This is a genomic window from Methylosinus sp. DMC45, from assembly GCF_056313885.1.
In genome coordinates, this window is record NZ_JBQUZK010000002.1 from 30530 (window position 1) to 56559 (window position 26030).

The 26030-nt window shown below is 63.7% G+C and carries 14 protein-coding genes; 1 reads left to right on the forward strand and 13 read right to left on the reverse strand.

What is annotated here, in order from left to right:
* Positions 1–33: 33 nt before the first annotated feature.
* The 13 genes from ACT53T_RS00150 to ACT53T_RS00210 form a co-directional block, all read right to left on the reverse strand.
* A complete protein-coding gene (locus ACT53T_RS00150) occupies positions 34–12426 on the reverse strand; it encodes a filamentous haemagglutinin family protein (RefSeq protein ID WP_476159365.1) in 12393 nt (4130 codons plus the stop codon).
* Positions 12427–12605: 179 nt separating this feature from the next.
* The gene (locus ACT53T_RS00155) at positions 12606–13133 is read right to left on the reverse strand and encodes a YbjN domain-containing protein (protein ID WP_476159367.1); all 528 of its coding nucleotides are present in this window, start codon (positions 13131–13133) and stop codon (positions 12606–12608) included.
* Positions 13134–13147: 14 nt separating this feature from the next.
* Positions 13148–14167: a peptidylprolyl isomerase gene (locus ACT53T_RS00160; RefSeq protein WP_476159369.1), complete on the reverse strand. Its 1020-nt coding sequence runs from the start codon at positions 14165–14167 to the stop codon at positions 13148–13150.
* Positions 14164–14757, reverse strand: coding sequence for a hypothetical protein (locus ACT53T_RS00165; protein ID WP_476159384.1), 594 nt, complete (start codon positions 14755–14757; stop codon positions 14164–14166). Before ACT53T_RS00165 ends, ACT53T_RS00160 begins: the two co-directional genes overlap by 4 nt.
* A gap of 2 nt (positions 14758–14759) precedes the next feature.
* Entirely contained in the window at positions 14760–16610 is a 1851-nt protein-coding gene (locus ACT53T_RS00170) for a putative porin (RefSeq protein ID WP_476159370.1), read from the reverse strand.
* 60 nt (positions 16611–16670) lie between these two features.
* Positions 16671–17156, reverse strand: coding sequence for an energy transducer TonB (locus ACT53T_RS00175; RefSeq protein ID WP_476159372.1), 486 nt, complete (start codon positions 17154–17156; stop codon positions 16671–16673).
* 292 nt (positions 17157–17448) lie between these two features.
* Complete coding sequence (locus tag ACT53T_RS00180) at positions 17449–17853, reverse strand: ExbD/TolR family protein (protein WP_476159374.1); 405 nt, start codon at positions 17851–17853, stop codon at positions 17449–17451.
* A gap of 5 nt (positions 17854–17858) precedes the next feature.
* Positions 17859–19673, reverse strand: a complete 1815-nt coding sequence (locus ACT53T_RS00185; protein WP_476159385.1) for a DUF2341 domain-containing protein — start codon at positions 19671–19673, stop codon at positions 17859–17861.
* Positions 19674–19768: 95 nt separating this feature from the next.
* Entirely contained in the window at positions 19769–21433 is a 1665-nt protein-coding gene (locus tag ACT53T_RS00190; RefSeq protein ID WP_476159375.1) for a ShlB/FhaC/HecB family hemolysin secretion/activation protein, read from the reverse strand.
* A 336-nt stretch (positions 21434–21769) separates the two neighbouring features.
* A complete protein-coding gene (locus ACT53T_RS00195) occupies positions 21770–22786 on the reverse strand; it encodes a FecR family protein (RefSeq protein ID WP_476159377.1) in 1017 nt (338 codons plus the stop codon).
* Positions 22787–23130: 344 nt separating this feature from the next.
* Entirely contained in the window at positions 23131–23727 is a 597-nt protein-coding gene (locus ACT53T_RS00200; RefSeq protein ID WP_476159378.1) for an RNA polymerase sigma factor, read from the reverse strand.
* A gap of 122 nt (positions 23728–23849) precedes the next feature.
* Entirely contained in the window at positions 23850–24581 is a 732-nt protein-coding gene (locus ACT53T_RS00205; protein ID WP_476159379.1) for an STN domain-containing protein, read from the reverse strand.
* 140 nt (positions 24582–24721) lie between these two features.
* Entirely contained in the window at positions 24722–25324 is a 603-nt protein-coding gene (locus ACT53T_RS00210; RefSeq protein WP_476159386.1) for an energy transducer TonB, read from the reverse strand.
* A 453-nt stretch (positions 25325–25777) separates the two neighbouring features.
* Here ACT53T_RS00210 and ACT53T_RS00215 point away from each other — a divergent pair, with 453 nt between their 5' ends.
* Positions 25778–25981: a hypothetical protein gene (locus tag ACT53T_RS00215; RefSeq protein WP_476159381.1), complete on the forward strand. Its 204-nt coding sequence runs from the start codon at positions 25778–25780 to the stop codon at positions 25979–25981.
* The last annotated feature ends 49 nt before the right edge of the window (positions 25982–26030 follow it).

Below are 26030 nucleotides of genomic sequence, written 5' to 3' on the forward strand. Positions count from 1 at the left end.
GACGATCTCGCTTCGAGATATCGTGAGCCCGCGCTATTCGCTCTCCGGCGCGCGATCGGGGCCCCCATATCCCAACACTTCGACGGTGATGATCGAGGGCGCGTCGGAGCCTCCGGCGCCGGCTTGCGGCGTGTCCACCGCCTTGGCGGCCGCGCCCGCCTGGCTGGAGGCCGAGGTCAGCGCGCCGACATTCGGCCCGGTCGTCACTGTCGTCAGGCCCGAAGCGGCTCCGCCGACCTGAGCATTATAGGCGTTGGTGACGCGCTGCGCGACGATGGTGAGATTGCCGGCGGCCCGCACGCCGGCCGCGCCCAGATCAACCGTGCCGTGCGGCGCCGAGAGGAAAGCGTTGGAAAGGCTCGGATCCTGCGTCGGCAGGGTGACGATCGCGCCAATGCCCGCGCCCGTCACGAGGCCCTGCGGATTGACCGAGCAATAGCCGGTCGAATAGAGGCACACTTCGCTCAGCACCGGATTGGAGACATAGGTCTTTGGCCCGGAGCCGGCGTTTATGTCGCCATTGCCGCTGAACAGCTCCACATTGCCGCCCTGCTGCGTCATGATCCGGCTCTGATTGATCTGCACCGACTGATCCGTGTAGATGCGGATCGCGCCGCCGCGCAGCGTCAATATGCCTTCCTGATTCGGCTGTAGCGTGTCGCGTCCGGCCGAGCCGACGCGAATGCCGCCATTGGGCCCGATAATATTGATGTCGCCGCCCATTTGCGTCTCGACGAGCGAGAAGGGCATGACGAGTTGTCCGATCGCCGAACGATCTGAGCCGCCGCTGCCGTCATTCGCATAGCCGAGGCTCTTCGGGAACAGCGTCCCGATCGCCTCATAGGCGCGCGCATATTTCAGATAATAGGAGCTCGAGGAATTGCGATAATCCGTCGCGACCTGCGTGAGGAATTGCAGAAAGGCCTTGTCGACGAGGAGACGCTGATGCGTCGCGTCGAGCGTCTGGAACGTCGTCCAGGCCTGATCGCGCGACTGGCCGAGGCTGACCGCGATGAAGGAGAGGAAATCTATGCCGGTCGTCCCGGCCGCGGCAGGATCGATATAATGCGAAATCGCCGCGGCGTAATCGACGCCATTGGCGATTCCATAGAGCAGGTTGATATCCGCGCCTTTCGCCGGCAGATAGCTTTTCAGCGTCGCGGTTCCGTCGCCGGAGCCATTGCCATAGGTGACGACGCCGAAGGTGTTGAAGCCGCCGCCGCCCAGCGGCTTGCGAATATTGCGGCCGGCCTCGATGAGGAGCGCGCCGGGGCCATAGAGAGAATATGTGCCCGTGATATCGCGCCCGGCGACGACGCTGGTCACATCCGCATCGGTGAAATTGAGGCCGGTGAATGTGAACCCGGCGATGCCGCCTATGTCGCGGCCGACGAGGATTTGCGCCGGCCGTTCGACGGTGAGGGCCCCGTCGAGATTCAGGCCCGCGCTGATCTGCACCGGCTCGCTGTTCGTCAGCTCCGACGGCGCGAGCGTGTAGAAGGAGTAGCCGAGCGGATTGATATACACTCCTGGAATGCCGCGGAATGCATTCTGGTCCCTGCCAATGACCGTCACCGTCGGAGCGCCCACAGTGAGGCTGTTGGCGATTTTGATCGAGCCCGCCGCCGCGAGCGACAGGCCCGCCGTGTCGTGCCCATTGCTGTCGGTCGGATAGGCGAGGATCGTGCGCACGCCAGTGCTGTCGACGCTGATGGCGCCCTGCAGCGCGGCAATGTCGAGGCGCGGCGGCAGCAAGGTGGACGAATTGATAGTTCCGGCGGGAGGCGAGGTCGAGGTGTTATCGATCGCCAGCGTCATCGCATTCACATTGCCGGCGAGGGTCGAGAGCGAGAGGCCCGCCTGCGCGCCATAACTGGTGAAGGCACTGTTCCAAGCATCGCTGCTAGTGGTGGTTGTTCCCGGATAGAAGTTAATACTGGAGTTGAGGCCGATGGTTGAGATCATCAGGAACGCAAAGTAGTCGCTTTTTAGTGCCTCCGTCGCCGGATCGAGCAGCGTCCCGAGCGTGAGATCGCCCCTGGCGGCGACGGAGACATAGCCCTCCTCGACCGCCAGCAGCAGCGGATAGGGGGCAGCATCCTGCGCGCTGGTGATCGGATTGTCGACGGTCTGCTTCACTGAGCCGCCGACCTCGATGCGGCCGGAGCCGCGCCCGACCAGAAAGGCGCTGGAATTGAGATCGCCGCCCGCCTGCACGAGCAGATTGCCGCCGCCGTAATAAATCGCGTGTGGCGGATCGGCGGCGGTGAAGCCGCCGGCGACGATGATCGTCTCCGGAATGGAGGCGGCGACATCGGTGATGTCTCCGCCCGCCCGCAGCGTGATATTGCCGCCGCCGAGCGCGCCGAAATTCTGGAAGAAGCTCGCATAATTGACCCAGGCCGAGGTCTGGCAGGCGGCGGAGCCGGCGACAGAGCAGCCGGAGAAAGGCGTGCCGTCGCCGTCCGACTTGCCGAGGTGAAAGAACCAGTCGGACCACAATTCCTTGACCGGCGTGACGGCGACGCCGATGATCGAGCCTCCGGCGGAGACGATGATCGACCCTCCGCCCGTTCCCCAGGCCGGCGTCGAGATCAGCCCGTTCGGATTTGCGTTATAGCTGCTGGAGAGGATCGGCGCGGTGTAATCGGCGGGCGTCGTCGCGGCGGCCCCGGCCGTGTAGACGGCGCCTTGAACGAGCGTGTCCGTGAATTGCACATTGCCCGCCGCCGAGAGCGTGATCGAGCCCGTGCCGGTGCGCACCATGGTCGGAATGATGACAAAGTTCGCCGGGGAGATCGGGTCCAAATAGGCCGTGTGCCCGTCGATCACTATGCTGGCCGTCGGCGCCTTGGGATCGACGGCGCCGCTCCGCGCGACGACCGCATTGGGATCGACCGAGGAGGCGCCGCCCGCGCCGAAATAGGCCCCGGCGACGAAATCATAGGACGAGCTGGCCCCGAAGCGCGCGGGCATCAGCGTCGCCACGGAAGTGGTGTTGTAATTCGCGATCGTGACCGCCGCGCCGAGGTCATTGGTCGTGACATTGTTGGCGGGATTATTGGCGATGGCGTTGCCGGGCCCGGCCGCAGCGCTCCCCGCGAGGACGATCGCGGGCGTTTCCGCCACGGTCGGAAGATAAGGCATCACTCCGAGCCACAGCGCCGTCTTGCCGACCGTGTTCGTGGCGTTGCCGTTGACGCCGCCCGGCTCGACCTTGGTTGGGGTTACTATGCCAGCGTAGTAATTATACCAATTATTATAGGCGGCGCTCGTTCCGGTTCCGGCATAATAGGTCCGATAGTCGGTCGAAAATTGCGCGGCGGTTTCGGTCGCCCCGCCGGCATAGACGCCGCCATAGACCGGCGGGATGGGCGCGAGAATGGTCGAAGGATAGGATCTCGGATCGACGCCGCTATTGGCCGGCGCCTGACTGTATTTGGTGTAATAGCTCGTGATATAGCCGCCCATCTTCGCCGCATAGGCCTGATAGGCGCTGGCATAGGCGGCATAGCCCTGATAATGCGACGGATTATTGTCGAAATTGGTCAGATTTTGCGTGACGCCGTTCACCGAGCTCGCTGGCGTCGTGAAAGTCTGCGTCGCTTCGTCCGGGACGCCGGCGACGCCCACGACATAATGCGAGCCCACATAATTGGCGTTATAGGCCGCCACATAGGCGGCATAGGACGAATAATGCGTGGGATCATTGTCGAATGCGCCGGAGCCCGAGGCGTTGGTCGTGATATAGAGCGAGCTCGCGCCGCGGCCGATAGTGTCGATTCTGCTCAGCGAAGCCGAATAATCATAATAATAGAGCGCGTACCAAGTGTTTTTTTCGAGCTGATTATAGGAGGACGGGAAAGAGGTGGGCGGCGCGGCGATCGACGTCATCCCGGGCATATAGGCCGATGTGCCGTAAATGTTCAGCGAAGCGTAACTGCTCGTCGCCTGCGCGAGGGAGGGATTCCGGCCTGTCAGATCGGCCGCGACGGCGACCGCGAAGAAGGGGTCGCTCGTCTCGTAGAAGCCGTCGCTGATCGTCGCATTCACCAGGACATTGTTGGCGGCGCGAAGCGTCAGCACGCCCGGCTCGCCGCCATTGGTCGTCCGGTAGAAGAGATTGAAGGCGCTCGTCGCCGTATTATAGACGCCGGCTCCGAGGTTCCAATTGGAGGCGACGGTCACATTGCCGCCATTGACGCCGGCCGACGGATTGACGAGATCGATCTCCGGCCGCAGATGCAGCGAGCTCGCGGGCAGAGCGGCCGCCGGCTTGTCGCCGATCTGCAATTTGGCTCCCGCGAAATCGGCCGCCACCGCCGCCGCATTGCCGCTGAACGGATTCTGGACGAAATTCAGCAGCGTGTTCTGGTAGAAGCCGACATGCGGCAGATAGGCGCCGCTGGCCGGCGCCGCATAGGTCGAGTTCGGATAGAGGCCCGATATCGCCGAGATGATCTGCGCGCCCGATCCGTTGAAGAAGCCGGCCGGGTCGATGATCCCGTCGAAATGCCGCTGCATCTGCGCCTGCTGCGCCGCCGTCAGCGCATTATATTGCGCGGCGCTCGTGATCGCGCCGCAGCCTCCGGAAATCAGCGTGCAGGAATCGGTCGTGCTCCACACGGCGAAAGCGTCGAGCACGACGCCCTGGCCGCTGGCGTTCCCGCTGGCGTCGGCATTGGTGACGAGCGTGCCCTTGAAGCTCACATTGACATTGTCGTTCGTCAGGATCGGCGCGCGCACCACGACCGCGCCGCCGGTATTGTCCACCCCTTCGCCGCCCGGGCCGCCTCTCACATCGAGGACCGCGCCGCTCTCCACGACGATCGCTCCCGAGCCGGACACATTCTGATACCCATAGGTCGCGTTCACCGTTCCGTCGGTCGCGCCCGTCGTGCCGAGCGTGATCGTTCCGCCGCGCTGATTCAGCGCGCTCTCCCCATTGGCGTAGCCCGGATCATCCGCCGACGCCGCGACATAATGCGTGTCGAGCGTCGCGCCGGATCGAATGAGAACGCCCGTGGCGCCGGGATCTGCCGCGGCGGTCGTATTCGTTCCCGCGCCATAGAGGGTAATGCCGCCGCTCGCCGGCCCGCTCGCGTCGATCGTTCCATTGACGATGACGCTGCCCTGATTGGCGACGAGCTGCACTTCGAGCGAATTCAGCGTCACGCCCGTCGGCACGACAATGTCGCTCGGCTGATAGAGGGATACGACGAAGCGGCTCGTGAAGCCGCCCCATGGCAGATCGCCGACGAGCTTCCCCGTGCTCAACAGGAAGCTTCCGCCGGCATCCTTGTAATTGGCGGAGCCGTCGAGCGTCCCCTGCAGCGTCGTCGTTCCGGTATCGGCGGTCGTGATGGAGACCGCGCCCGCATAGCCGGGGCCCAGCGACCCGTCGGGGTTCTTGGCGGCCGAGACATCGACCTTCGCGCCGCTCGCGATCGTCACATTTCCGGCCTGCGAGACGAGCTTCACCGCGCCGCCCGGCGCATATTCCGTGCTGTTGTCGAGCACGACGCGCGTGCCGGCGGCGTTCACCAGGGCGCCGTCAGCGAGCGTCACGTCGCCCTTCGTGGCGGTCAGCGACAGGCTTCCCGCCTGCGCCGTGATCGTGCCCGAGTCGAGGATGCTCGCGGCCGTCAGCGACAAGGAGCCGCCGATCTCGGTCGCGTCGACGGGGGCCGCCGCGCCCGTCGAGCGAATGACCAGCGCGCCGCTCGTCGTCAGCGCCTGCGTGGAGCCGGAGGCGGCGACGACATTGGGCGAAGACAGCACGACATCGGCGGCGCCCGCGCCATTGCCCGCCGTCAGCGCGCCCGAGCCGACGAAACGGATCGATTTGCCGGCCTGCAGCGTGATCGTGCCGAAGCCGTTCGCCGTCATCGTTCCGGCGCTCTGCGTGATCGTCTGGCCCGCGACGAATGTCAGCTTTCCATTGCTTCCCGAAAGGCCGTTGGCCTTCGTCGAGGCGCTTTGCGTGTTCGTCAGCGTGATATTGGAGGCGTAGACGCTGGTCTCGCCGCCCTCGCTGTAGAAGCCGCCGCCGTCGAAGACGATCTGCCCGATCGGATGGGCGGCGTCGCCGATGGAGAGGCCGCCGACATCGTGGAAATCGAAAGCCGAGGCGCTGCGCAGGCGAAGAAGATCGGCGCCGGCGAAATTGGCGATGTTCGCATCGGTCAGAGTGAGGCCGCCGGAGGCGCTGGCGCCGCCGAAATCGATCGCCTTGGCGGCGAGATCGAAGGCTTTGGCGGTGAGCGTGGCGGCGCCGATGCGATTGACGCCGCTCGAATCGATGGTGAGCGCGGCGCCGCCGTCGATCGTCACGCCCTTGGCGGCGGCGGCGTCGACGAGCGTCGACGTTCCTGGCGCCGTTCCGATCAGGATCGAACCGTTCTGCGCCGTCGCATTGCTGCGCGTGACGGAAACCAGAGAGCCGGTCGAGACGCGCAGCAGCGCGCCGTCGCCGGCGATGGTGATCGCCCGGTCGCCGCCGCTCGGCGCCGCTCCGGCGGCGGAGATCGCGGCGCCGTCGTCGACGCGAATGCCGCCGCCGCCCGCCTTGGTCACGACGAGAAGCTGCGGAGCGCTCAGCCAATGCTCGGCGTCGTTGGCGACCTCGATGTCGGTCGCGACGCCCGTCACCGCGAGATTGCCCGAGGAATCGACCGCCGCCACGCCGCCGATCAGCAGAGTGGTCGCGCCGACATTGTCGAGCTGGTCGGCGTAGAGCTTAAGATAGCCGGACAGGCCCCCCGGAACCGCCGAGTCCTTGTCGCCGAGGACCAGGATTTTGGCGGCGCTGATCGCCAATTGGCCGCCGACGCCGACGATATCCGGCGCGAGCGGGCTCATCCCCGCCGCAAAACCGAAGGAGCTGCCCGGATCGAGCGAGAGTGAATTGCGGGCGGCGAAGGTCAGGGCGCCGCCGTCGACCGGCGAGGCGGGAATCGCCGTGCCGGCGGCGAGCGCGAGATTGCGGATGAAGCGCGCGCCCGATGTGACGTCGATCTGCGAATATTGCGACCATGTCGATTGCGACTGCAATTGGAACAGCACGGTCTGCGAGGAGCGTGTGCCGCTGACGACATTGGCGAAATTGCCGGTCACATAGAGCGATCCGTCCATCGACGCATAGCTCTGCGTCGCCGCGCTCTTCACCGATGCGGAGGCGACGGTGACGCGATAGGCCCCGGGCAAGGTCGCATACATGCCGGGCATCAGCGTGTAATAGCCCGCGGCTATGCCATTGCCGCCGGAAATATAGATCGCCGATCCGGCCGTCGCGTTCAACAGGCTGGAAGCGAAGGCGGCGGACCCGAGCGTGGAATTGGTCGTGGCGAAGGTCGGATCATAGGCGGCGACCTTGGCCGAGGAGGTCGGAACGAGAGCGTAAACGTTGGAGCCGGCGAGCACATTGCGGCTGCCGCCCGTGCCGGCGACGAATTCGCTGGCGTAGATGTCGCCGCCGCCCGAGAGATCGAGCCTGGCTCCGGCCGTTGTGGCGACATCGGCGCCGTTGAGCGTGATCGCCTTGGTCGGGCTGGAGGTCAGGCTGGAGCCTTGGTAGATACCGGCGCCGTCGGCCTGGACGGAGTAGTTCGTGTTGCCGACGTACCAGACCTCGCCATCGACCGTATAGCCGTAAGGGACGAGCATTCCGGCGCCGGAGACGGAGGTGAGGCTGTCGGCGCCGAGCGTGACGCTCTGCGTCGTCGTCGTATTGCCGAGCGTGATCTGGCCGAAAGGCGCCCAGAGCGTGCCGTTCTGCACGATAGTCTTGGCGTCGACGATGATCGCCCCGCCGGCCGAGAGCGGCTGGCTGGCGACGCCGGTCTGCTCGATCGTGATCGCGCCGCCGGCCGTCAACGTGAAGGTGGTTCCGCTCGTCGGATAGATTTCCGCCGCCTTCAGCGTCAGATCACCGCCGGCGCCGAGCGAGCCGACGAAGCTGTTGCTCGACAGAGAGCTGTTAGACCCCATCAGCCGGATCGCATCGGCGCTGGCGAGCGTGACCGAGCCGAAGTTCAGGAAATTGACATTTTGGCCGGTTTCGCCAAACGTCGGATGGCCGATGTCGATCCATTGCGCCGAAACGGTCAGCGCGCCGGCGCCGGATGTCGCGGCGGAGGTGTTGCCGACCGGTTTGAGCCAGATATAGCCGGCGGTCAAATCCACGGTCCGGGCCGTGTCGGCGGCGGCGCCGGCGGCGGGCAGCGAATAGAGATCGCCGCCGAGGATGAGCGATCCGCGCAGATTGATCGACTGCGATCCGACGAAGGCGACCGCGCCGTTGAGCTCGACCGAATCGAAGCCGCTGCCCGTCAGCGTGTCGACGCCGACGAAAGCGCCTGCCTGGAAGGGCGTATTCGACGCCAATGCGGCGCCGACGGCTCCCGCCGGCTCGACGTAGATCGTGCCGGGAGGGCCCGCATAGCCCGCGCTCGTATTCACGCGACCGGAGAGGATGCTCGGCACATTTGCCGCCGGAATTCCGATCCGGAACAGGCCGCCATTCGCCAGTTCCGCGCCGCCATGCGCGCTGACCGAGCCGGCGAAATTGACGGCGGATGCCGTCGTGCCGATCTGCAGGACGCCGCCGTCGCTCCAAATCTTCTGCGTGACGACGCTCGGCCCGAGCAGTCCCGCGCCGGAGGGAATCTCGACCTCCGCCGACGTCCCGTCGAGCAGGAAGCGCGAGCCTTTCTGCGCAGTGACCGAACCGCCGTAGAGCGTGATGGTTCCGGCGTCGAGCGCGCTGCCGGTCCGATAGGCGGTCTGCATCGGGTCGGCAACGAAGACGCCGCTCACATCCAGCACCGCATCGGCGCCGATCGTGAGCTGCTTTGGCGCCACCGTCAGCTTGGCCCCGTTGGAGCCGCTCACGCCGAGGCCCGTGTTGGCCAGGACGATATCGCCGCCGGGCGCAATGATGTCGCCAAGCACGGTGACTGGTCCGGCGGCCGTCAGCGTCACCGTCGCCTGCTGGGACGCATTGGCTTCCGCGATGATGCGCGCGCCCGTGTCGAGCAGCGTGCCGGCCGTCGTGCTCGGCCCCGTTCCGCCGTAGACATAGCCATTTTCCTGCAGCGCGAAGCTCACCGGATTGCGCAAGCCGTCGGGCGCAAGGCCGACCGTCGCGACATTGCGCAGCGACGCGCCGGTCGGCAGCGACAAGAGCGCTTCGCTCGACGCGAGATAATTCGCCTGTCGCAGCAGCACGGTCGTGCCGGCGGTCACTGTCGAGCTGCCATAGACGCTGGTCAGCGAATAATTCGAAAAGCCATTGTCGGTGAAGAAGCTCGCTGGCAGGACGATCTCTCCGGACCGTGCGCCGGACGTATAGGATGTGATCGCGCTCGCCTGCCCGTCGATGGTGATCGTCGGCGCCTGCAGGGTGAAGGTTCCACCCGTGTCGAAGCCGTTGGAATAGATCGTCCCGCCGAGAACCACCGTCGCCGTATCTGGCAGATTGCCATTGGTCGGGTGCTCATTGTAAGAATCAGCGTCGTTCGTGACGCTGGTGAAGACTCCCGAGTAGGCGATCAGCGAAAGGCTCCCGCCCTTGCCGACCGGCAGGCCGTCGGAACCGAGCTTCAATTTGCCATTGGAACCGACATAGCCGCCGCTCGACACGTCGATGACGCTGCCCGGCGAGAGAATGATGCTCTGCGTCGCGTCGACATTGTCTCTGTCAAGGATGCTTCGGTGAACGACCGCGGCCGAGGTGGTGATGCTGATCGAGCCACCATTGACGAAAGCGGAGCCCTGCAATTGCTCGCCGACGGCCCCAGCGTCGTTGATCCAGAGCCCGTGAACGTCGAGAAGCGCATGCGATCCGATCACCAGATCCGGCGGGATCGAGCTCGGAGGATCGGTGATGTAGACATGGCCGGTCAGCGTGATCTTGCCGGCGGGCGCGATGATCGAGCCGTCGATCGACTCGACATTGGCGAGCGTGGCCGAGCCGCCCGGCGCCACCTGCAGAACCGCGCCCGTGGCCATGTTCACGGTCGCTTGATTGGTCCCGGAGCCCTGGATCGTGATCGAGGCGAAGCCTGTCTCGGTCAGCCGATCGGTCAGAATGGGCAGGACCGAGGGCGCGCGCCAGCTCGAGCCGTAGCTGTAGGAGGAGAGGCCGTAAGGATCCTCGCCGGCGTCCGCGCTCGATTCGAGCAGATAGCTCGACACCAAGGCGTTCGCCGAGGTGATCGTCAGCGAGGCGCCGGCCGGCAATTGCGCGAGCGAGGTCTGGACCGCCGTCCCGCCGCCCTGCCCATTGGCGCGCTGCCTCAGCCCCGCCACTGTCTCGCCGAGGATCGTCCCGGCGAGGATCGGCACCGCCGCGATCGACAATGATCCGGCGCTCGCCCCGGCGATGTAGCTCGGCTCGTAAGCGGCCCTGCTCAGCAGCGGATTGACATAGGTCTCGGTCACGCCCCAGCGCGAATGATCGACCGTGAAGCCGTTCCCCGCCGCGACGCCCACATAGCGGATCGTCGGATCGGCGCTACCGATGTCGTAGAGGCGCCCGTCCGCGCCGACGAGGCGCGTCGTGCTCACCGCCGCGCCCGTATAAGTCACATAGCCGCCTGAGAGATTGACGATCGAGCCGGGCTGCTGGATGAAATTCGCGCCCGAGACATTGACCGCGCCGCCGACAGTCAACACTTCGTCGATCGATTTCGGGATCAGCTTGGCGTAGCCGGAGGCCTCCACGATCGGCGAGCCGATCCAGGCGACGCCATCGGCGCGCGTGCCCGAGAGCCGCGTGTCGATCGTGACCGTCTTGCCGACGAGCGCGGCGGCGAGCGGCGAATCGGCGATCTCATTGGGCGTGACGATGAGGGTCACGAGGAAATTCGAGATCGGGACCCGAACATCGGCGAGACCCGAGACGTCGATCGTCGCGCCGCTCTCGAGCAGCACGTCGGATCCATTCAGATTCACCGCGGCGCTCGGCGCCCGCAGCAGCGAGCCGGGCTGGAAGTCGACGTTGGCGCCAGTGATCAAGATATTCGGCTGCAGGCTGCTGGTGAAATAACCGGCCGTCGCTGTGCCCGCCGGAACCGCGCCGCTCGTCTCGTCGGGTAGAATGGCGGTGACGCTGTCCGGCCCGAAGACGACGCCGCCGCCGGCCGCGAGATTGATCGAGCCGGGACGCGTCACGCTGGTTGTCGCCTCCAGCACGCCGAGCTGGTCGATCGTGCCGCCGGTGATCGACACATTTCCGCTCGGCGCCAGCAAGAGACCGTCGTTGGTCGCCGCGCCCAAGTAGGATACGGCGATCGTTTGGCCCGAGGTAGTCGGCTTGGAGACGGCGATCGCCGTGTTCACGCCGGTGGTCGACGACAGCGGCTCCGCGAGCGACACCGATCCCTGCGCGGCGAGGATGATCTGGCCGTTCTTCGTTGTGATCGAGCCGGAATTCGTCACATTGGAGCCGAGCAGCGCGACATAGCCGCCGTCGCCGGTCGAATTGATGACCGATGTCTCGATCGACGCGCCCTTCTGAACGACGATCGCGCCGCTTCCCGTCGCCCCGGGGAGGTGGCCGTCGATCGTTCCCATGGCGAAGCCGGCCGAATTGCCGGTTGTCGCCCCGCTGGGCGGCGCGATCGTGAACAGCCCCTGCCCCGCATCGCTGACGACGAAATTATTGTTCGCCGCGACCTCGTTCGGCGGCGCATAGGCGGCGATATCGCCGAGACCGTCGACATGCAGCGTCATCTTGTTGTAGGCGGCCGTCCCGTTGAAGACGCTCGACGCAGGCGTTCCGTCTATGTCGAGCGAGGAGGCGATCAGCGAATGGACGTTGATCTGCGCGCCGGCGCCGAAAATAATGCCGTTCGGATTGATGATGAGCACTGTTCCATCGGCCTTGATCTGGCCGAGGATCCGGCTGGGCGTTCCCGTCGCGTCGATGCGGTTGAGCGCCACCCAGCTCGCATTGCCCTGCTGGTCGTAGACGACCGTCGTGTTGGGCGAGACATTGTAATAGGCCCAGGTCATCACCGCCCGCGCGGCCGTCTGCTTGATGGTGACGGTCGTCTTGCCGTCGCTCTCCGATTGCGTCGGAAGATCGGCGTTGATCCAGAGCCCGGAAATCGTTCCGACGCGCGGATCGACGACGAGGCCCGGCAGCTTGCCATTGCCGCCGGCGGAGAGCCCGTCGGCGATGGAAGAGCTCGTCGTCCCGGCCGCCGCGGCGCGTGCGGCCGCCTGCGCGGCCTGCATGGCCTGGATCGCCTGCGTCGCGCGCAGCAGCGTTCCCTGGCTCTGCTTGGCGATCGTCGCCGCCTGCTGCGCCTCTGTCGTCGCGGCGTCGACCGCGACGGTCGGCGCCGCCGTCACTCCCGAGGCGCGCCCGAGCGGCCGCGCCGCCGCGCCGTCGAGCCCCTGCAGGACGATGAGCGACAAAGCGATCGCGCTCGCTCCCGACAGCAGAACGCGCCGCGAGGACCGAGCCGGCGGCCTTACGAGCCCTAGCGCCGATGCTTTCGACTCTCGGCCGGCGGCCGAGCCGCAGCGATGTCCTCGGGATATCGGAGCGTAAGCGCGATCTGTCATGTCGATGCCACGTGTCTTGCGAGAGAATGTCAATGTGACGTGGGCGTGCCGAATCCTGTCGCCGGATCGTCGCTCGCCGGAGCCGCCGCGTCCGTCTCCACGCCGCGATCGGCCCCATTCGCCTGCGGTCCGCGCAACCGGTCACGCAAATAGACGATGAGCTCCTGCGCGAGCTGGTCCCAGATTTCGATATGGGCCCGCAAATGGCTTTTCGTCACGCCGCCGACCATGGAAATATCCATGCAGAGCGCGAGGAACGGCCCGCTCAACTGGAGACGCGAAAACCGCCGCGCGACGTTCCAGTCGTTGACGAGGTCTCGCGGCAATTCGCCATTCACTTGAAGAATGGACACGAACGCCATATCGGCGAAACGCACGCTCTCATCGCCGACCAAGCGATTGCCCGGTCGAATATCGAAGGCGAGACCGCTGGTCGCCGAGCGCAGATAAGCGACATTCGCGACCGGATCGGTCACGGTTTCTACGCGGTAGCCCGCCTGCTGGAGAAGATCTCGCAGATCGTCGAGCGTCAAGGATGTGACGAGGCTTTCGGACATGAACGACCTTTCAGTTACTTGCGAACGCTGTCGAGCAGATTCGACAAGGCGATCTCATTGACGACAGCCGGACGCTTCTTCAGCAGCTCGGCGACATAGGCGCGGCGCAGCGCGTTCGCCCGCTCAGTCCGCATTTGTTGCGCGAGCTGCTCGTGCGCTTCGGCGAGCGAGCGCGTGTAGGACGCCTTCGTGTCGATCAGCTTGACAATGTGCCAACCATCGTCCAAGCGGATCGCCTCCGAAACCGCCCCTTTGACGAGGCCCATCACGCGCGTGCGGATCTCCGGTCGAATCTGACCTTCCGACAACCAGCCGAGATCACCCCCATCGCTGGCGTCATTTCCGGCGCGCGCCACCGCCACGAAATCGGCCCCCGCCGCTTTCAACTTGCGCTCGATCTCCTCGAGCGTCTTCTTCGCCTTATCCTCGGTCGCGCGGTCGGCGTCCTTCGGCGCCGAGACGAAAATATGGCCAAGCTGAAACTGCCGCGGAACGACGAACAGGCTGCGATTGGCGTCATAGGTCTTCTGCAGCTCCTCCTCGTTCGGGTAATTCGCCGGAGGTATCGAGACCGACTGCAGATAAAGCTCGACGAGCGCACGCTCCCGCACTTGCTCGAGCTGGGCCGCGACATGCGGCTGTTGGTCCCACTTCTTCCCGAGCGCCTCCTGCAGCACGACGCGCTCATTGAGCATGAGACGCACCATCTGATTGAGCAGCGCCGGCTCTTTGGCGATCGCCGCCTGCTCGCGCGCGCCGAGCGTCGCGACATAGGTGCGCAATTGCGCAGAGGTGATGTCGCTGTCGCCGACATGCGCGACGACCTCTTCATGCGATCTGCCATCGACGTTCGCGGCCTCCAGAGACGCTTTCGGCTTGCTCGCCACCTGCGGCGCAGGTCTGAGCTTGGGAGCGAAAGCGCCGCCCGTGGGAGCCTCCGCCAGCGCGCCCACGGGCGAGCCGATCGTCGCCGCGAGGCCGACGGCGCACGCCACCCGTAGAAGGCTCGTAACGCGGAACAACACATGACTCATGGCTTCACCTTGTGATCGAGGATCTTGTCGTTGTAATCCTGCAGAAGATTTTGGATTTCGACCCGCCGAACGCCCGTGAGCGGCTCGCTCGCCGCAGCGAGATCCACGAAATTCGTCGACTCATAGCGCTCCAGCAATTCGCGGCCGATCTTCGCCAGCTCCACATTCTTGGCGTTACAGCTCTTGACGTTCGCCTTGTATGCTGCGGCCTGCGCTTCGAATTTGGCGCGCTCTGCGTCTTTGGCTCGCGCAACATCGGCGGCCTCCTCATAGGCCGCCTTCCACTTCTCCAAGGTCTCGTCTCGCTCTGCGATGCGTCGATTGAACTCCTCTATGGCTTCGCGATTCTGCTTCGCGACTTGCTTGACTTCCGCCTTGGCCGCGCCGACTTGGTCCTTGAGTCGCGCGCGTTCGCTCTCCGCTTCGGCGAGCTTGGCCTGCAGCGCGGCGCGCTGATCTTCCAGCGTGCGCTGTTGCGAGATCGCGCCGCGCAGAGCCTCGCGAAGCCGGTCCGCTTCCGAATCCGCCCGTGCGCCCGTGATCATCGACGCCGCGAGCGACACGGCGACAAAAAACGTCGGAACTCGCATCATCAGAACTTCCCGTTGAGATCGACATGCAGAACGTCGACGGCGTAAGGGACGCCAGAGATGCTATTCGCACTCATCCAGCGCAGCGACAGCCACACATTCTTGCCGACTCCGAGATTTCCGCCGACGAAATAGCCCTTCAGATTCGTGCCGCCGAGTCCGAAGTCGGCGTCGACGAACGCGTCCACCATCGCATCCGACCCGAGATATTTGTAGCCGGCAAAGACACTCCAATCCCAGAGACGACGAATTTCCCTATGTCCGACAGTTGCGCTCGCGAGATAGCCGTATTTCCCGCCAACGTAATTGCCGGGGTACCACTCATTGGCGTTTATCTGGAATGCCCCGATCAGATTGTTCGCGAGAATATCCGGCCTGATCTTTCCGTCGAAAGCCGTGTTCACCAGATACTCGCCATTCAGAACGACATGAACCGGATCGAAATGTCCGAAGTCGATCTCGCCAGAGGCCACGAACGGCCGAAACTGCTGGGCGAGCCCGAAATATTGATATTGATTGGTCGTCCCGCCACTGTTCGAAGTGTCGCTGATGATCGAGCGCAGCGGCATGTAGGTGTTGCCGCGTTGCGCGAAAGACGGCCGGCTCAGATCCGTATCACACCCGTCCGATGCGCTATAGACGCGGCAAGGGCTCGACAATTCCCCCTGCACCTTGCTGAAATCATAATAGGCGGCGGCGATCTTGAAAGCATAATCATCATTGAGCTTCGCGGAGACGCCCAGCTGCCCCGCGAAGAGCCATTTATCGTGGCTTGGCAGCTTCATCGGCGGGCCGCCGTTATAGGCCGGCAAGTTGATTCCCGCGTTCAAATCCGTGTTGAAAACGGGAAAGGCCCCGCCGGCGACAAAAGAGGTAATTCCTTCTACTATCTCGTATTTGCCCTGCGCCGCGAATCCGTCGAATCCGATGTCTCGATACCAGACGAGATCAGTCGGCGACCAAAATGGATTATCCATTCGTCCCGCGGTGAGAGAAAATTCCTCGAGCGGCTGATATTTGAAGAAAGCGCGATCGATCCATAAGGAGTATTTCGAGAAATTGCCGCCGTTCGCGCCGAAGGTCTGGTTCTGCGACACGGGCGAATTATTCTCGCCTCCCGCAAAGCGCAAGCCGGCCGAAAAGCCATCGTGAAGATCGGCGACCATTCCGAGACGGCCACGAAAGCGGAATTGATCGCGATTCTGTGTGACGTCGTAGGTCGGATAGTAATAGGGATTGGTCTTGCTCACATCATAGGGCGAGCCGGTGTTGATCGCGTTGAAATTGACGGCGTCGTATTGATCGTTTCCGCTCGGATAGTAGATGCCGCGATATCGCAAGCGCATGTCGCCGTAGAACCGGATGCGCGACGCCCATTCGGGATATTTGCCGGGCGAGGCCCAATTCTCCCTCTCGGCCTGCGCCATGACCTCTTTCTTGATGTCCTCGCGTAATTGCCGCTTCACCACCTCTGGCACATAGGTCACATGTTTGACGCCCGGCGGCGACGCCGCCGTCGCTGCGGCGGCCGCGACTTTAGCCGCATCACCCGCTTTCACAGTGGCGTCCTTCGTCGCTTGGCGCTGCACATAGGCTTCATTGGCCGCCTGCTCGACGAGCGACTTCGCTTGTTCCTCCGTCAGCACACCCTGCTTGACGAGAAGATTGACCAGATTGATCGTCGCATTGGGCGATAGCGGCTTGGCTCGCGACACTCTGGCTGGCTTCGGCTCCGCGGTCTTTCCCTCGTCCGCCGCATCCTGCGCGACAGCCGGAGCCGAACCGGCGCATGCGCAAAGAGACGCGACGAAGACCAGCGAACTGCGACGCGCTCCCGACTTTCTCTCGAACATGAAACTCCCCAGCACTCTTCAGCCCCGATGCGTGGCTTTGATTGAAACCGTCTGCGCCGATCAACTCGGACGCTGCTCGGTGATCCGAATAATCATCGGCATTGGCATGCCTTTGGGCGGCGGCTCGCGCAGAGTGAGATTACCGAACACCTCATTGCGGAGAACCGCGTCGAGCTCGGCGTCGCCGGTCGTTCCGTTGAGCTGCACTCTGGTCACGCGACCGGACTGATCCGCCCAAAGGCGGATATTGCCGCGCATCGTCGCTTTGCGCGTCCGTTTGTGCGCTTCGAGAGCGGAACGGAGTTGCGATTGCACCATTGACGCATACCAACCCCACCCGCTTCCGCCGCTGGAACCGCCATAAGGATTCCCACCCGGCGTGCCGCCGAGATTGAACAAATCGCCGGGTCCCTGCGCTTTGGCGTCGAGCGAAAGTGGTCCAGGAGGCTGATCGTTCTTCGCATCCTTGACCGGCGCTTTCTGTGGCTCGTCGACCGGTTTCGGCTCTTGGAACTCCGGTTGGTCGACCTTCGTCTGCTCGATCATCTTCTGATCGGGCGGCGGAGGGGGTGGAGGCGGAGGGGGGGGCTGAAGAATATTGACGATCGAAAGCTCGTGAATTCGGCGAGGCGGCGGAAGATCGTCATGCCCGGAGAGGACGACGATAACGATGATCGACAGAGCCGCGCCGCCGATCGCGATCGTCGCCCGATGGCGGCGCAGCCAGCCTCTCACAGACGCGTCATTACGATGCTGGAAAGCTTCACGCTCCGGCCGACGATAACTATGTCCAGTCGACGAATTCATGGCGCCTTCTCCGAATGTCGCGCGCGGTCGCTCACTTCACCAGCGGCTTGGTGGCGAGCCCTACTTGCGTGAGGCCGATACGCGACAAGAGATCGAGAACATCCATCACGCTTTGATATTGCGCCTGCGCGTCGCCGCGCAGCACGATCGGAAATTCCGGCGTGAGCGCCTTCTGCTGTATGAGCCGCAGCTCCAGCTCCGACAGGGTGACGGGAATCGTGTCGAGGAAAATCTTGCCGTCATTGGCGATGGTGATCGCTTTTGTCGTTTGCGTGGCGAGGCTCGGAGCTGCGGAGGCCTTCGGCAGATTGACCTTTTGCCCTTGCACCGTCGCTGTCGTCATGATGATGAAGATCACCAGTAGAACATAGGCGAGATCGAGCATCGGCGTAATGTTGATATCATCATAGGGCTTGGCGTCGTCTTGTATCTTCATCGGCATCACTCCCCCGCAATTCGCCGCTCGACGACCTCGAGCCGATCTGCGGAATAGGACTCGGCCATACGCGTCACGAATTCGTCGACGAAGACGTGAATGTCGCTCGTCAGATCTTTGATGCGGGAGATGAGATAATTGTATCCGAACAGCGCAGGGATGGCGACGCCGAGGCCGGCGACGGTCGCCACCAGCGCGGCGGCGATACCAGGCGCGATCGCATTGACATTCACATCTCCGCTCGCCGCGATCGCCGCGAAGGTAATCATGACGCCGACGACTGTGCCGAGCAGCCCGAGGAACGGCCCGCCCGAGATCGCTATGGTCAGCACGACCATCAACCGATTGAGCTGTTGCGTCTCCTTGACGACCCCACTGTCGAGCGCCGCCCGGATCGCCGCGATCGACGGTCCAGAAATCGCTCCTCTGCGCACTCCGGAGGCGATGAAGCGATGACGAATCTCCGAAGCGCCGATGTGATAGATTCGGTAGAGCGAGGATGACCGCATGCTGTCGGCGTCGCGCGCGCTGATGCGGCCGCCCAATGTCGCCACATCGTCTTCGTCACTGTGATCCAGCGCGGTCAAATCGGTCGCGAGCTCGCGAAAGCTCTTCATGAATTGCGCATTGGCCTTCGCTTGCCTATTCAAATAGGTCGCGCGGTCGATCATGACGAGCCAGCTGATCGCCGCCATGATCATCAATAAGCCGATGACGATCCATCCATCGAGCGTCACCGATTTCAAGATGATCACCATATAGCCGGACAGCCAGCTCGCGGTCTCTTCGTCGACGCTTAAGGAGATGAGCTTGGATGGATCCGGCCCCTGTCCGATCGCAGCGAATTTGATGAAACCAGCCGGACGCGCGCTCTTGGCGATCTGCAATTCGTCGATATCGCCGACGAATCCAGGAGCGCCCGCTTCTCCGCCGATCGCGGCGCTCGCGCGAAGTTCTGGAACGCTGGCGTCGAGCGTCGCATAGACACGGCCGTCGACGTAGAGCGCGAGGCGTCCCGCGCCGGCGACGACGGCGAGATGTCGCCAGGCATTCGCAGCCCACGGCGCGCCCACGGCGCTGCGCGTGGCAGTGCCCGCTGTCGTCAGCTCGGCATAAGGCGCGCCATTGTCGAGGCCGATCGTCAATGCGTTGGCGCCGTCGCGGCGGCTGTAGAGCGTCGCATCGGACGCGAGCGTCGCCGGCTTGACCCAAGCCGAAAAGGTGAAAGCGTCGCCAGCGGCGAGCGCCAAGGACGGAGACGCGGGAATAATAAGAGGCGTATGGCCGTCGAGCCGCAAGCCGCCGCCAATGATCGCGCCATCGGCCGGCTGACCGACGCTCGACGCATTGTTTCCCCACACCGACGAGTCGAGCGCTGGCGTTCCGCGTTCCGCGAAATGATAGACGAGCGCGGCGTCCGCATCATAGGTTCCTTTGGGATCAGCGGTCGAGACGGCTTTTTTGTCGCCATAGTACAACCATATGTCCGTCTTGGCGCCGGGCTGCACATTCGGCGCGACCACCCATATCAACGCCTCCCCTAGAAGCGGATCGAATTTCTCGATGTGATGCTTGAGCGGCGTCTTGTCATCGCCGGCTACGAAGCGCAGATCGCCACCATCCTCTTTGGCCGCGGAAAAGCGGAAATTGCCTATGTGCAGTCGCACCAGCACCGGCGTCGCGCCGATAGGATCCGTGATATTGGCTCCAGAGGCGCTGGCGTCGATGGTGATTTTCTTGCGCAGCTGCCACTCGTCGTTCCACCAGGCGAATGCCGAGGACGGCCACAATGTCATCATCGTAGCGACGCAGAAGAGCATCGAGGCGATGCGGAAGCGGCGGCGTGCGAACTCGTGCGCCAATTGACGGCCTCTCAGCTCCGACCAAATGTGCATGTCGAATGTCATCGTCGTCATCAGAATTCACCCCAGACACGGAAGTTCAGGCGCGGCTCCTTCGCCTGCGTATACAGTTGGCTGATCATCGGCATCGAATAGACGAACATGCCGCTCACATGGTCGAGCAGCTTGATGCGCGCTCCGAAACCGTAGCTCCACAAATTGAAATGCGCCTGCTGCTCGGCCAGCGGATGAATGACTTCGACGACCCCCCTGTCGACGAAACCGAACAGCCGCCACTCGTTGAACAGGCTCACCGGCAGGCGATCAGCGCCGGCTTCGCGCTTTACCGCATCCTGCAGAATTTCACCGACGTTGGGGCTGCGCAGCTCCACTGTGCCGACGGCGCCAGTGTCGCCGAGGACCTCGGATTCGAGATAGCCCCTTACGGTGTCGAGACCACCGACGCTGATCTGCTCGCTCGACGCCAATGGACCGTCGGCGATCTGGCCGACGATCCGGCCATAGCCCTGGAAGCCGGCCGGCAGCTCCTGCAGATGAGAAACGTCTAGGTTGAAATGCGTGAAGTTTCCCGACGCATAGGCGCGTTTGTTGTCGAACGCTGTCTCGTTGCTGCCCGCCGGCCGCATGTTCAGAGTGAATGACGCATTGAGCTGCGTGGTGAAACTTTCGGTCTGATAGGTGGCGTTGTAAGCCGCGACCAAAGGATAGTAGGTGATCGGCGACGAGGACGAGGTTTCGGTTCCGACCCTTACGACCTCTCCGTAATGTTTATAGTCGAGCCCCACCGAGACGGAATGATACAGATTCTCGATCGCCGGCAGCGACAATACCGCGCGCAATCCGATGGTCTGGCCGGGTCCGACGACATTCACACCGCCGACGGTGGCGACATCGCTCGTCGATGTGAGTCCGTACGCGAGCACCGCCAGCCAATCGACGTCCGGCACACGCGCGAGATAGGAGGCGGAGAAGACCTCGGCGTCGGAGCGCTTCTGCGGCGCCGCCTGATAGGTGAAGCTCAGCGAATGACCGAGCTGCCAAAGATTGTCGTAGCGCACCGTTCCAATGATGCGCTGGGGCGTCGTGTTGGGTGAGCGACGATTGTTGAACTCCATGTTCGCATGGAGCGGAAATTTGTCTTCGACCTCGAGATCGACATCGACCGTGCCTGGCGCGACGCCGGCGCGTAACGCGGGTGTCACGCGCCGATCGGGCCATTGGTTGAGCGCGACGATGTCTTTCGTCACCTCGCCGAAATTCGGCACGGTTCCTTCCTTCAGTGAGGTCGCCTTGGCCTTGATCTGGTCGACATCGAAGAAGCGCGCGCTCTTCACGCGCAAGCGGCCGATTTTGAGCTCGGCGACCTTGAGGACAATGACGCCGCCTTGCGCATTTTGTTGCGGAACGGATACGGCGACCGTCTGAAAGCCTTTGTCGTGATAGGCTTTTTCGAGCGCCGCGCGCGCTTTTTCGACGTCGGCGGCGGTACGCCCCGGGCCGACGAACGGATAGATCGCTTCTTCGACTTCGAGCTGCGTCAGTCGATCGGCTCCGTCGACGACGAAATCATCTATATCGAAACGCGGCGACGACGCGGGACTCTCCGACGTCGCCTTCGCGGAGGCAGGCGGCTTGGGCGCTGTTGTCTCCGCGGCCGCCTTTCCCGGGGCCGTCGCCTCGGCGGCGGCTCCGGCCACAGCGCTCTGCGCTTTTCCCATGCACCAAGCCGCGGTCGACGCCGACAGGCCACCGCACATCACTAGCACCGCGACAAGGTCACGACTGACATAGCTTCGACACCGCATATATAAGCGGCCGGTCGGCGCACTACTGGACAAGACCATTCGGTTCCTCACCAACGCAGGAGGTGCGCTCCCGGCGTTTGTTCGCCACCCGGAGCGGCGATCAAACGCGCCCCCTAATTCGAAAGACGATGCGGCTCGCTCGGACCCGAAAATCAAATTACGAAAAAATACGGAGCCCAGATCTCGCGAGATCGTATCCGCGTGAGTTTCGAGAGGACTGTTTGCGCGGCGCGGCGCGGCGGCCGCCGGTCAGCCGAGAAGGATGACTCCACCAGGAAGCGTCAGCGCGCGGGCACCGAACAAACGCTGAACCTGCTCCACGAGAATCTCGAGCCGATCGACGCGAAAAACGCCGTCGACGACGCGTCGGCTCAAATCGGCGTTGCCGATGATGATCTTGCCCGGACGGTAGCGATTGACCTCTTCTATGACCTCGGCGAGCGGCGTGTCGTGAAAGAGCAGCAATCCATCCTGCCAGGCGGTCACTCGACGCGGATCGACGCGCGAGGATCGCATGACACCGTCGGCGCCGTAAGACACCTGCTCGTCCTTGCCGACGCGCAACGCGAACTCGCCCTGCTCGACGCTCACCGAGCCTTCGAGGCAGCTCACCGAGACGACGCCATCGATGCAGCGCGCGTCGAAACGCGCTTGGTTCGCCGTGATCTTGCTGCCGGCTGCGAGGACGACGAGCCGCCGCGACTGCGGCAGGTCGACGGAGACCGCGGTCTGCCCAGAAATCAGCTCGATCTGTAACGCCGCCTCTGTCGGTTTCACGGCGATGCTAGTCTGGGTGTTCATCTCCAGGGAAACGTCCGGAGCGAGGGCCACCACTCGCCGCTCGCCTTTGCCTGTGCGGTAGTCGGCGGAAAGTTCTTTGAGCGATGGCCACAGATCGAACGGCGGGTGCAGGAGCGCGACCCCGGCGACCGAGGCGGCGATCGCGCCCCCGACAAACGCGCGACGCGACAGCGCCCGGCGCGGCGACACTATTTGCGGCGGCGAGGCAGTCTTCTCGCTCGCTTCGGCGGCCAGCTCCCGGCCGGCTACGCCGACGAGACGCCAGACGCGAACGGCGTCCCGAAACGCTTCTTCGTGAAGACCGCTCTGCGCACGCCAATGCTGCAGTTCTTCGAGATCCGCGGCAGAGGGCTCGCCGGCTTTCAGTCGCGCAATCCAGCCTAGGGCTTCGTCCAGCAGGGGCCGAGGCTGGCACGTATCGGCCGGCTCAATCACGGTTCGAGGCTCGTCGTCGGCGCCGGCCACGCCAGAATCCTCCCTCAGAAGGCGAGAGCATCGCGTAGCTTTATGCGATTCTTTGGGTTTGGAGCAATCTTCTCGCATCGCATTTTTCGGGTCCTCCGCGGAACCGTCCGATCGGGTCGTCGACTCGACCGAAGCCGTCGCGAACGAGACGACGTCCGCTCTCGTCGTCGAGGATCTGCACCGACGCTCACGAAAGAGTCCAGCCCTTCTGAACATAAGACGACTGGCGCGCGCCTATCCCGAAACGCGACAGAGAAAAGCGAGACGATTTTGCTGGAGAGCTTTTTGGACGGCGCGCAACGCGCCCTTCTCTCGGGGCGCGTCGCCACGGCGCAGCCGCGTCGTCATGACTTCGGCCGTGGCCCCCCCAGCCGAAGCACGCGTTTGCGACTCAAGCGATCCGCGCAATGCGTCAAAGCATATCTGAGATCAGCCTCGACGGTTCGCGTGGTGACATCCAGACTGAGCGCGACCTCTTGCGCCGTCCGACCCTCGACGGCGATTTTCCTCAGCACCTCGCGGCGGCGCGGCGACAGCTCGGCCATCGCGCGCGTGAAAGCTTCGATCTCGGAGCGCGCTTCGGCGATCTGGGCTGGTCCCGGCGCTTCGTCGCAAATGTCCAGAACCGCGTCCACCGCAGCGGCGCTCACGCGATTGCGCCCGGCTTTCTTGTGATCCTTGGCGATATTGACGGCCGTGCGGAAAATATAATCCATCGGGCTTCGAACGTCCGTCGCCTCGCCCACCCGGTCCAATCGAATGAATGTCTCGTGAAGCGTTTCGTATGCAAAATCCGACGAGCCCAACCGCCTCGTGAGTCGTCTCAGCAATTCGTCGTAGCTTTCGACGAGCTGACTGCACAAACGCGCACGATTGGTCTGTATCACGGAACTCGGGCCCCAACGACGCCGGCCCTCGAGACCTCGAGAGCGTGCAGTCACTAACGGTGTTGAACGACGAATTTATGACGGCCTCGCTCGAGGCGTCGTCGAATATCCTTTATGCGGACTCGGTTCCGCCGCTGCGGCGACGCGATCACGACGGTTATGACGAACAGCTGCGTCTATTTGAGCGATTTGACGACGACCAGGACGCGAACGGGCAGCGGCAAATGCGTCGGCGGATCCCGGCTGATGAGAAGCCCTTGCAGAGAGGCGCTCACCGCAGCGTCCCGCTCGCTGTCGCCGGTCGACCGGAACAGTTGAGCGCGTTCGACCCTGCGCGCATCGTCCACCCAGAGCTTGACACCGATACGATAGTTTCCCGAGCGCGTCCGCGCATTTCTACGTAGGGCCCTCTCGATGTCGGTGCGGACGGTGTCACTATAATCTCGCAAGAGCGCCTGTTCTTGATCACCATCCCTCGACGCCTGAACTTGCAGCGGATCTAGAGACATATCAGCAGACGCGAGACGATGAACAGGCGGCAAATCTGAGAGGGCCGTAAGCGGCTGGAGCGTGATCGCATTGGGTCCGACATAGCGAGCTCTGACGTCGGTTCCCGCAAGAAGGCGCTCTAGCGCGGCGTCCGCCGTGAAGCTGCCATGCAGAGGCGCGGATCGGCGTCCGGCCGCAGAGCGGCTCTCGAAGAGCACTTGCACGCCGGCCGCCTGGCCATAGGCCTCCAGCGCGCTCGCGAGCGACTGCGTGGGAATGTCGTAGTAGCGGGTCGGCTCCTGCCGAGCGCCTTCGTCCTGGGCCAACGCCGCATAGGCGAAAGCGACGACCCCCGCCATTACGAAAACCGACGGCAGGAACGACACCCTCGCGGCGCGGACGCGATCGGCCTCGCCCATGGAAGCCCCACGCGCAGTCGCGGAAACCCGTTTGGCCGACAATTTGATGCGCATGACTCTCAACTCCTACGATCCCCAACGACGCCGCCGTGTCGCATTCCGATCTGCGCTCGCCATTCCCGCGACGAATGGTCCGAGTGTCAGAGCATATCAAAAGCGATCGGCGCGAGAATCGTCAGCCGGTCGGGCAGTTCGCGTGGGATTCTCGGCAGCGGCTGCGCCCGCCGGATCGTTTCGGCGGCCTCCGCATCGAGTGCGCTCTGGCCGGAACTGGTCCGAATTTGCACATCGGTGACTGCACCATCCCGCCGCATGGCGAAGAGCACTTGCACCGTTCCCTGCTGCCCTTCCCGTCGAGCCTGTTCCGGATACCGCCGAAACCGGGCGATATGGGCCAGCAGCGCCTTTTGGAAGGCGATCGCCGCTCGATTGTCCGAAGCGAGCATTCGGGTCGAGGACGCAGCGGGAACCTCTGCGACAGACGTCTTATCGACGGTCCGTTCCCGTTGCGTCGGCCTCGTGTCTGGGGCGACAACAGTCAGCTCGGATTGCTCGACGGACCGCTCGGAGAGCATAGCGGACGCCGTCCCGTTCCTCGGCGGCGCCGACTCCTGCAGGCGGTCGACGTGCTCGCGCGGCGGAAGCAAGCGGACGTCGATTACCGAATCCTGCGTCCTCGAGTAGGTCGACGACCGCGTCTGGCGTAACAAGTAGACGCCCACGGCGAGAAGCGCCGGCACCATCAACGTCACGCCGACCAGCCATCTCACCTCGAGTGGCTGGGCGACCGCGAGCCAAGCCGACCCCTGCCCGCGCTCGGGAGTCGGCGAACCCTGATCCGACATGCCAGCTACCCCAGTCCAACGCGACGAAAGAGCAAGACATCCACCAACGCCGTAATCCCGAAGCCCACTAGCGAGCGAGCTTTCTGTCGACCCAATACGACTTTTTGCGACGGCGGCGAGGCGTAATTCGGCCACTCCCGCGCCGCCTTCCGGCTAGATCGACGCATTTACATGCGATAAATATCTCCGTTTGATGACAAGCCGCCGCCAAGTGGGCTGTAGCGCAAATCAATCGAATGATCGCATCTGATCAACCGAGCCCGCGCCGCTCCACGCGAGATGTCAGCTCTGTCGACGCCTGCGCCGACCTATAATTTGACCTATGTGCACTCCGACTTTGCGAGAGCCGATATGGAGGAAGTTCCGGTATTTGCGCCGTCGGCCGACAGATTCATTGCTGAAAACACATCGGGGCATTCCTATACGCTATCTAACGGCCAGCTCTTCGATAACACGACCCAAATTGTCGTGATAGAGAGCGGCGCGACGGGGATGTTCAACACCGGTCAGAACGATACGATCACGATGGGCGATGTCACATTAACGGGTGGGTAAGCCAAGTGGGGCGATCTTCAAGCCATGAGACCGTTGCCCGTGAGCTACA

Bases quoted from the DNA above. Each gene is read 5' to 3' on its own strand.
- ACT53T_RS00155 (WP_476159367.1), bottom strand. From the start codon at position 13,133: ATGTCCGAAAGCCTCGTCACATCCTTGACGCTCGACGATCTGCGAGAT.
- ACT53T_RS00160 (WP_476159369.1), bottom strand. From the start codon at position 14,167: ATGAGTCATGTGTTGTTCCGCGTTACGAGCCTTCTACGGGTGGCGTGC.
- ACT53T_RS00165 (WP_476159384.1), bottom strand. From the start codon at position 14,757: ATGCGAGTTCCGACGTTTTTTGTCGCCGTGTCGCTCGCGGCGTCGATG.
- ACT53T_RS00170 (WP_476159370.1), bottom strand. From the start codon at position 16,610: ATGTTCGAGAGAAAGTCGGGAGCGCGTCGCAGTTCGCTGGTCTTCGTC.
- ACT53T_RS00175 (WP_476159372.1), bottom strand. From the start codon at position 17,156: ATGATCGAGCAGACGAAGGTCGACCAACCGGAGTTCCAAGAGCCGAAA.
- ACT53T_RS00180 (WP_476159374.1), bottom strand. From the start codon at position 17,853: ATGAAGATACAAGACGACGCCAAGCCCTATGATGATATCAACATTACG.
- ACT53T_RS00185 (WP_476159385.1), bottom strand. From the start codon at position 19,673: ATGCTCTTCTGCGTCGCTACGATGATGACATTGTGGCCGTCCTCGGCA.
- ACT53T_RS00190 (WP_476159375.1), bottom strand. From the start codon at position 21,433: ATGGGAAAAGCGCAGAGCGCTGTGGCCGGAGCCGCCGCCGAGGCGACG.
- ACT53T_RS00205 (WP_476159379.1), bottom strand. From the start codon at position 24,581: ATGGGCGAGGCCGATCGCGTCCGCGCCGCGAGGGTGTCGTTCCTGCCG.
- ACT53T_RS00210 (WP_476159386.1), bottom strand. From the start codon at position 25,324: ATGGTGCCGGCGCTTCTCGCCGTGGGCGTCTACTTGTTACGCCAGACG.
- ACT53T_RS00215 (WP_476159381.1), top strand. From the start codon at position 25,778: ATGGAGGAAGTTCCGGTATTTGCGCCGTCGGCCGACAGATTCATTGCT.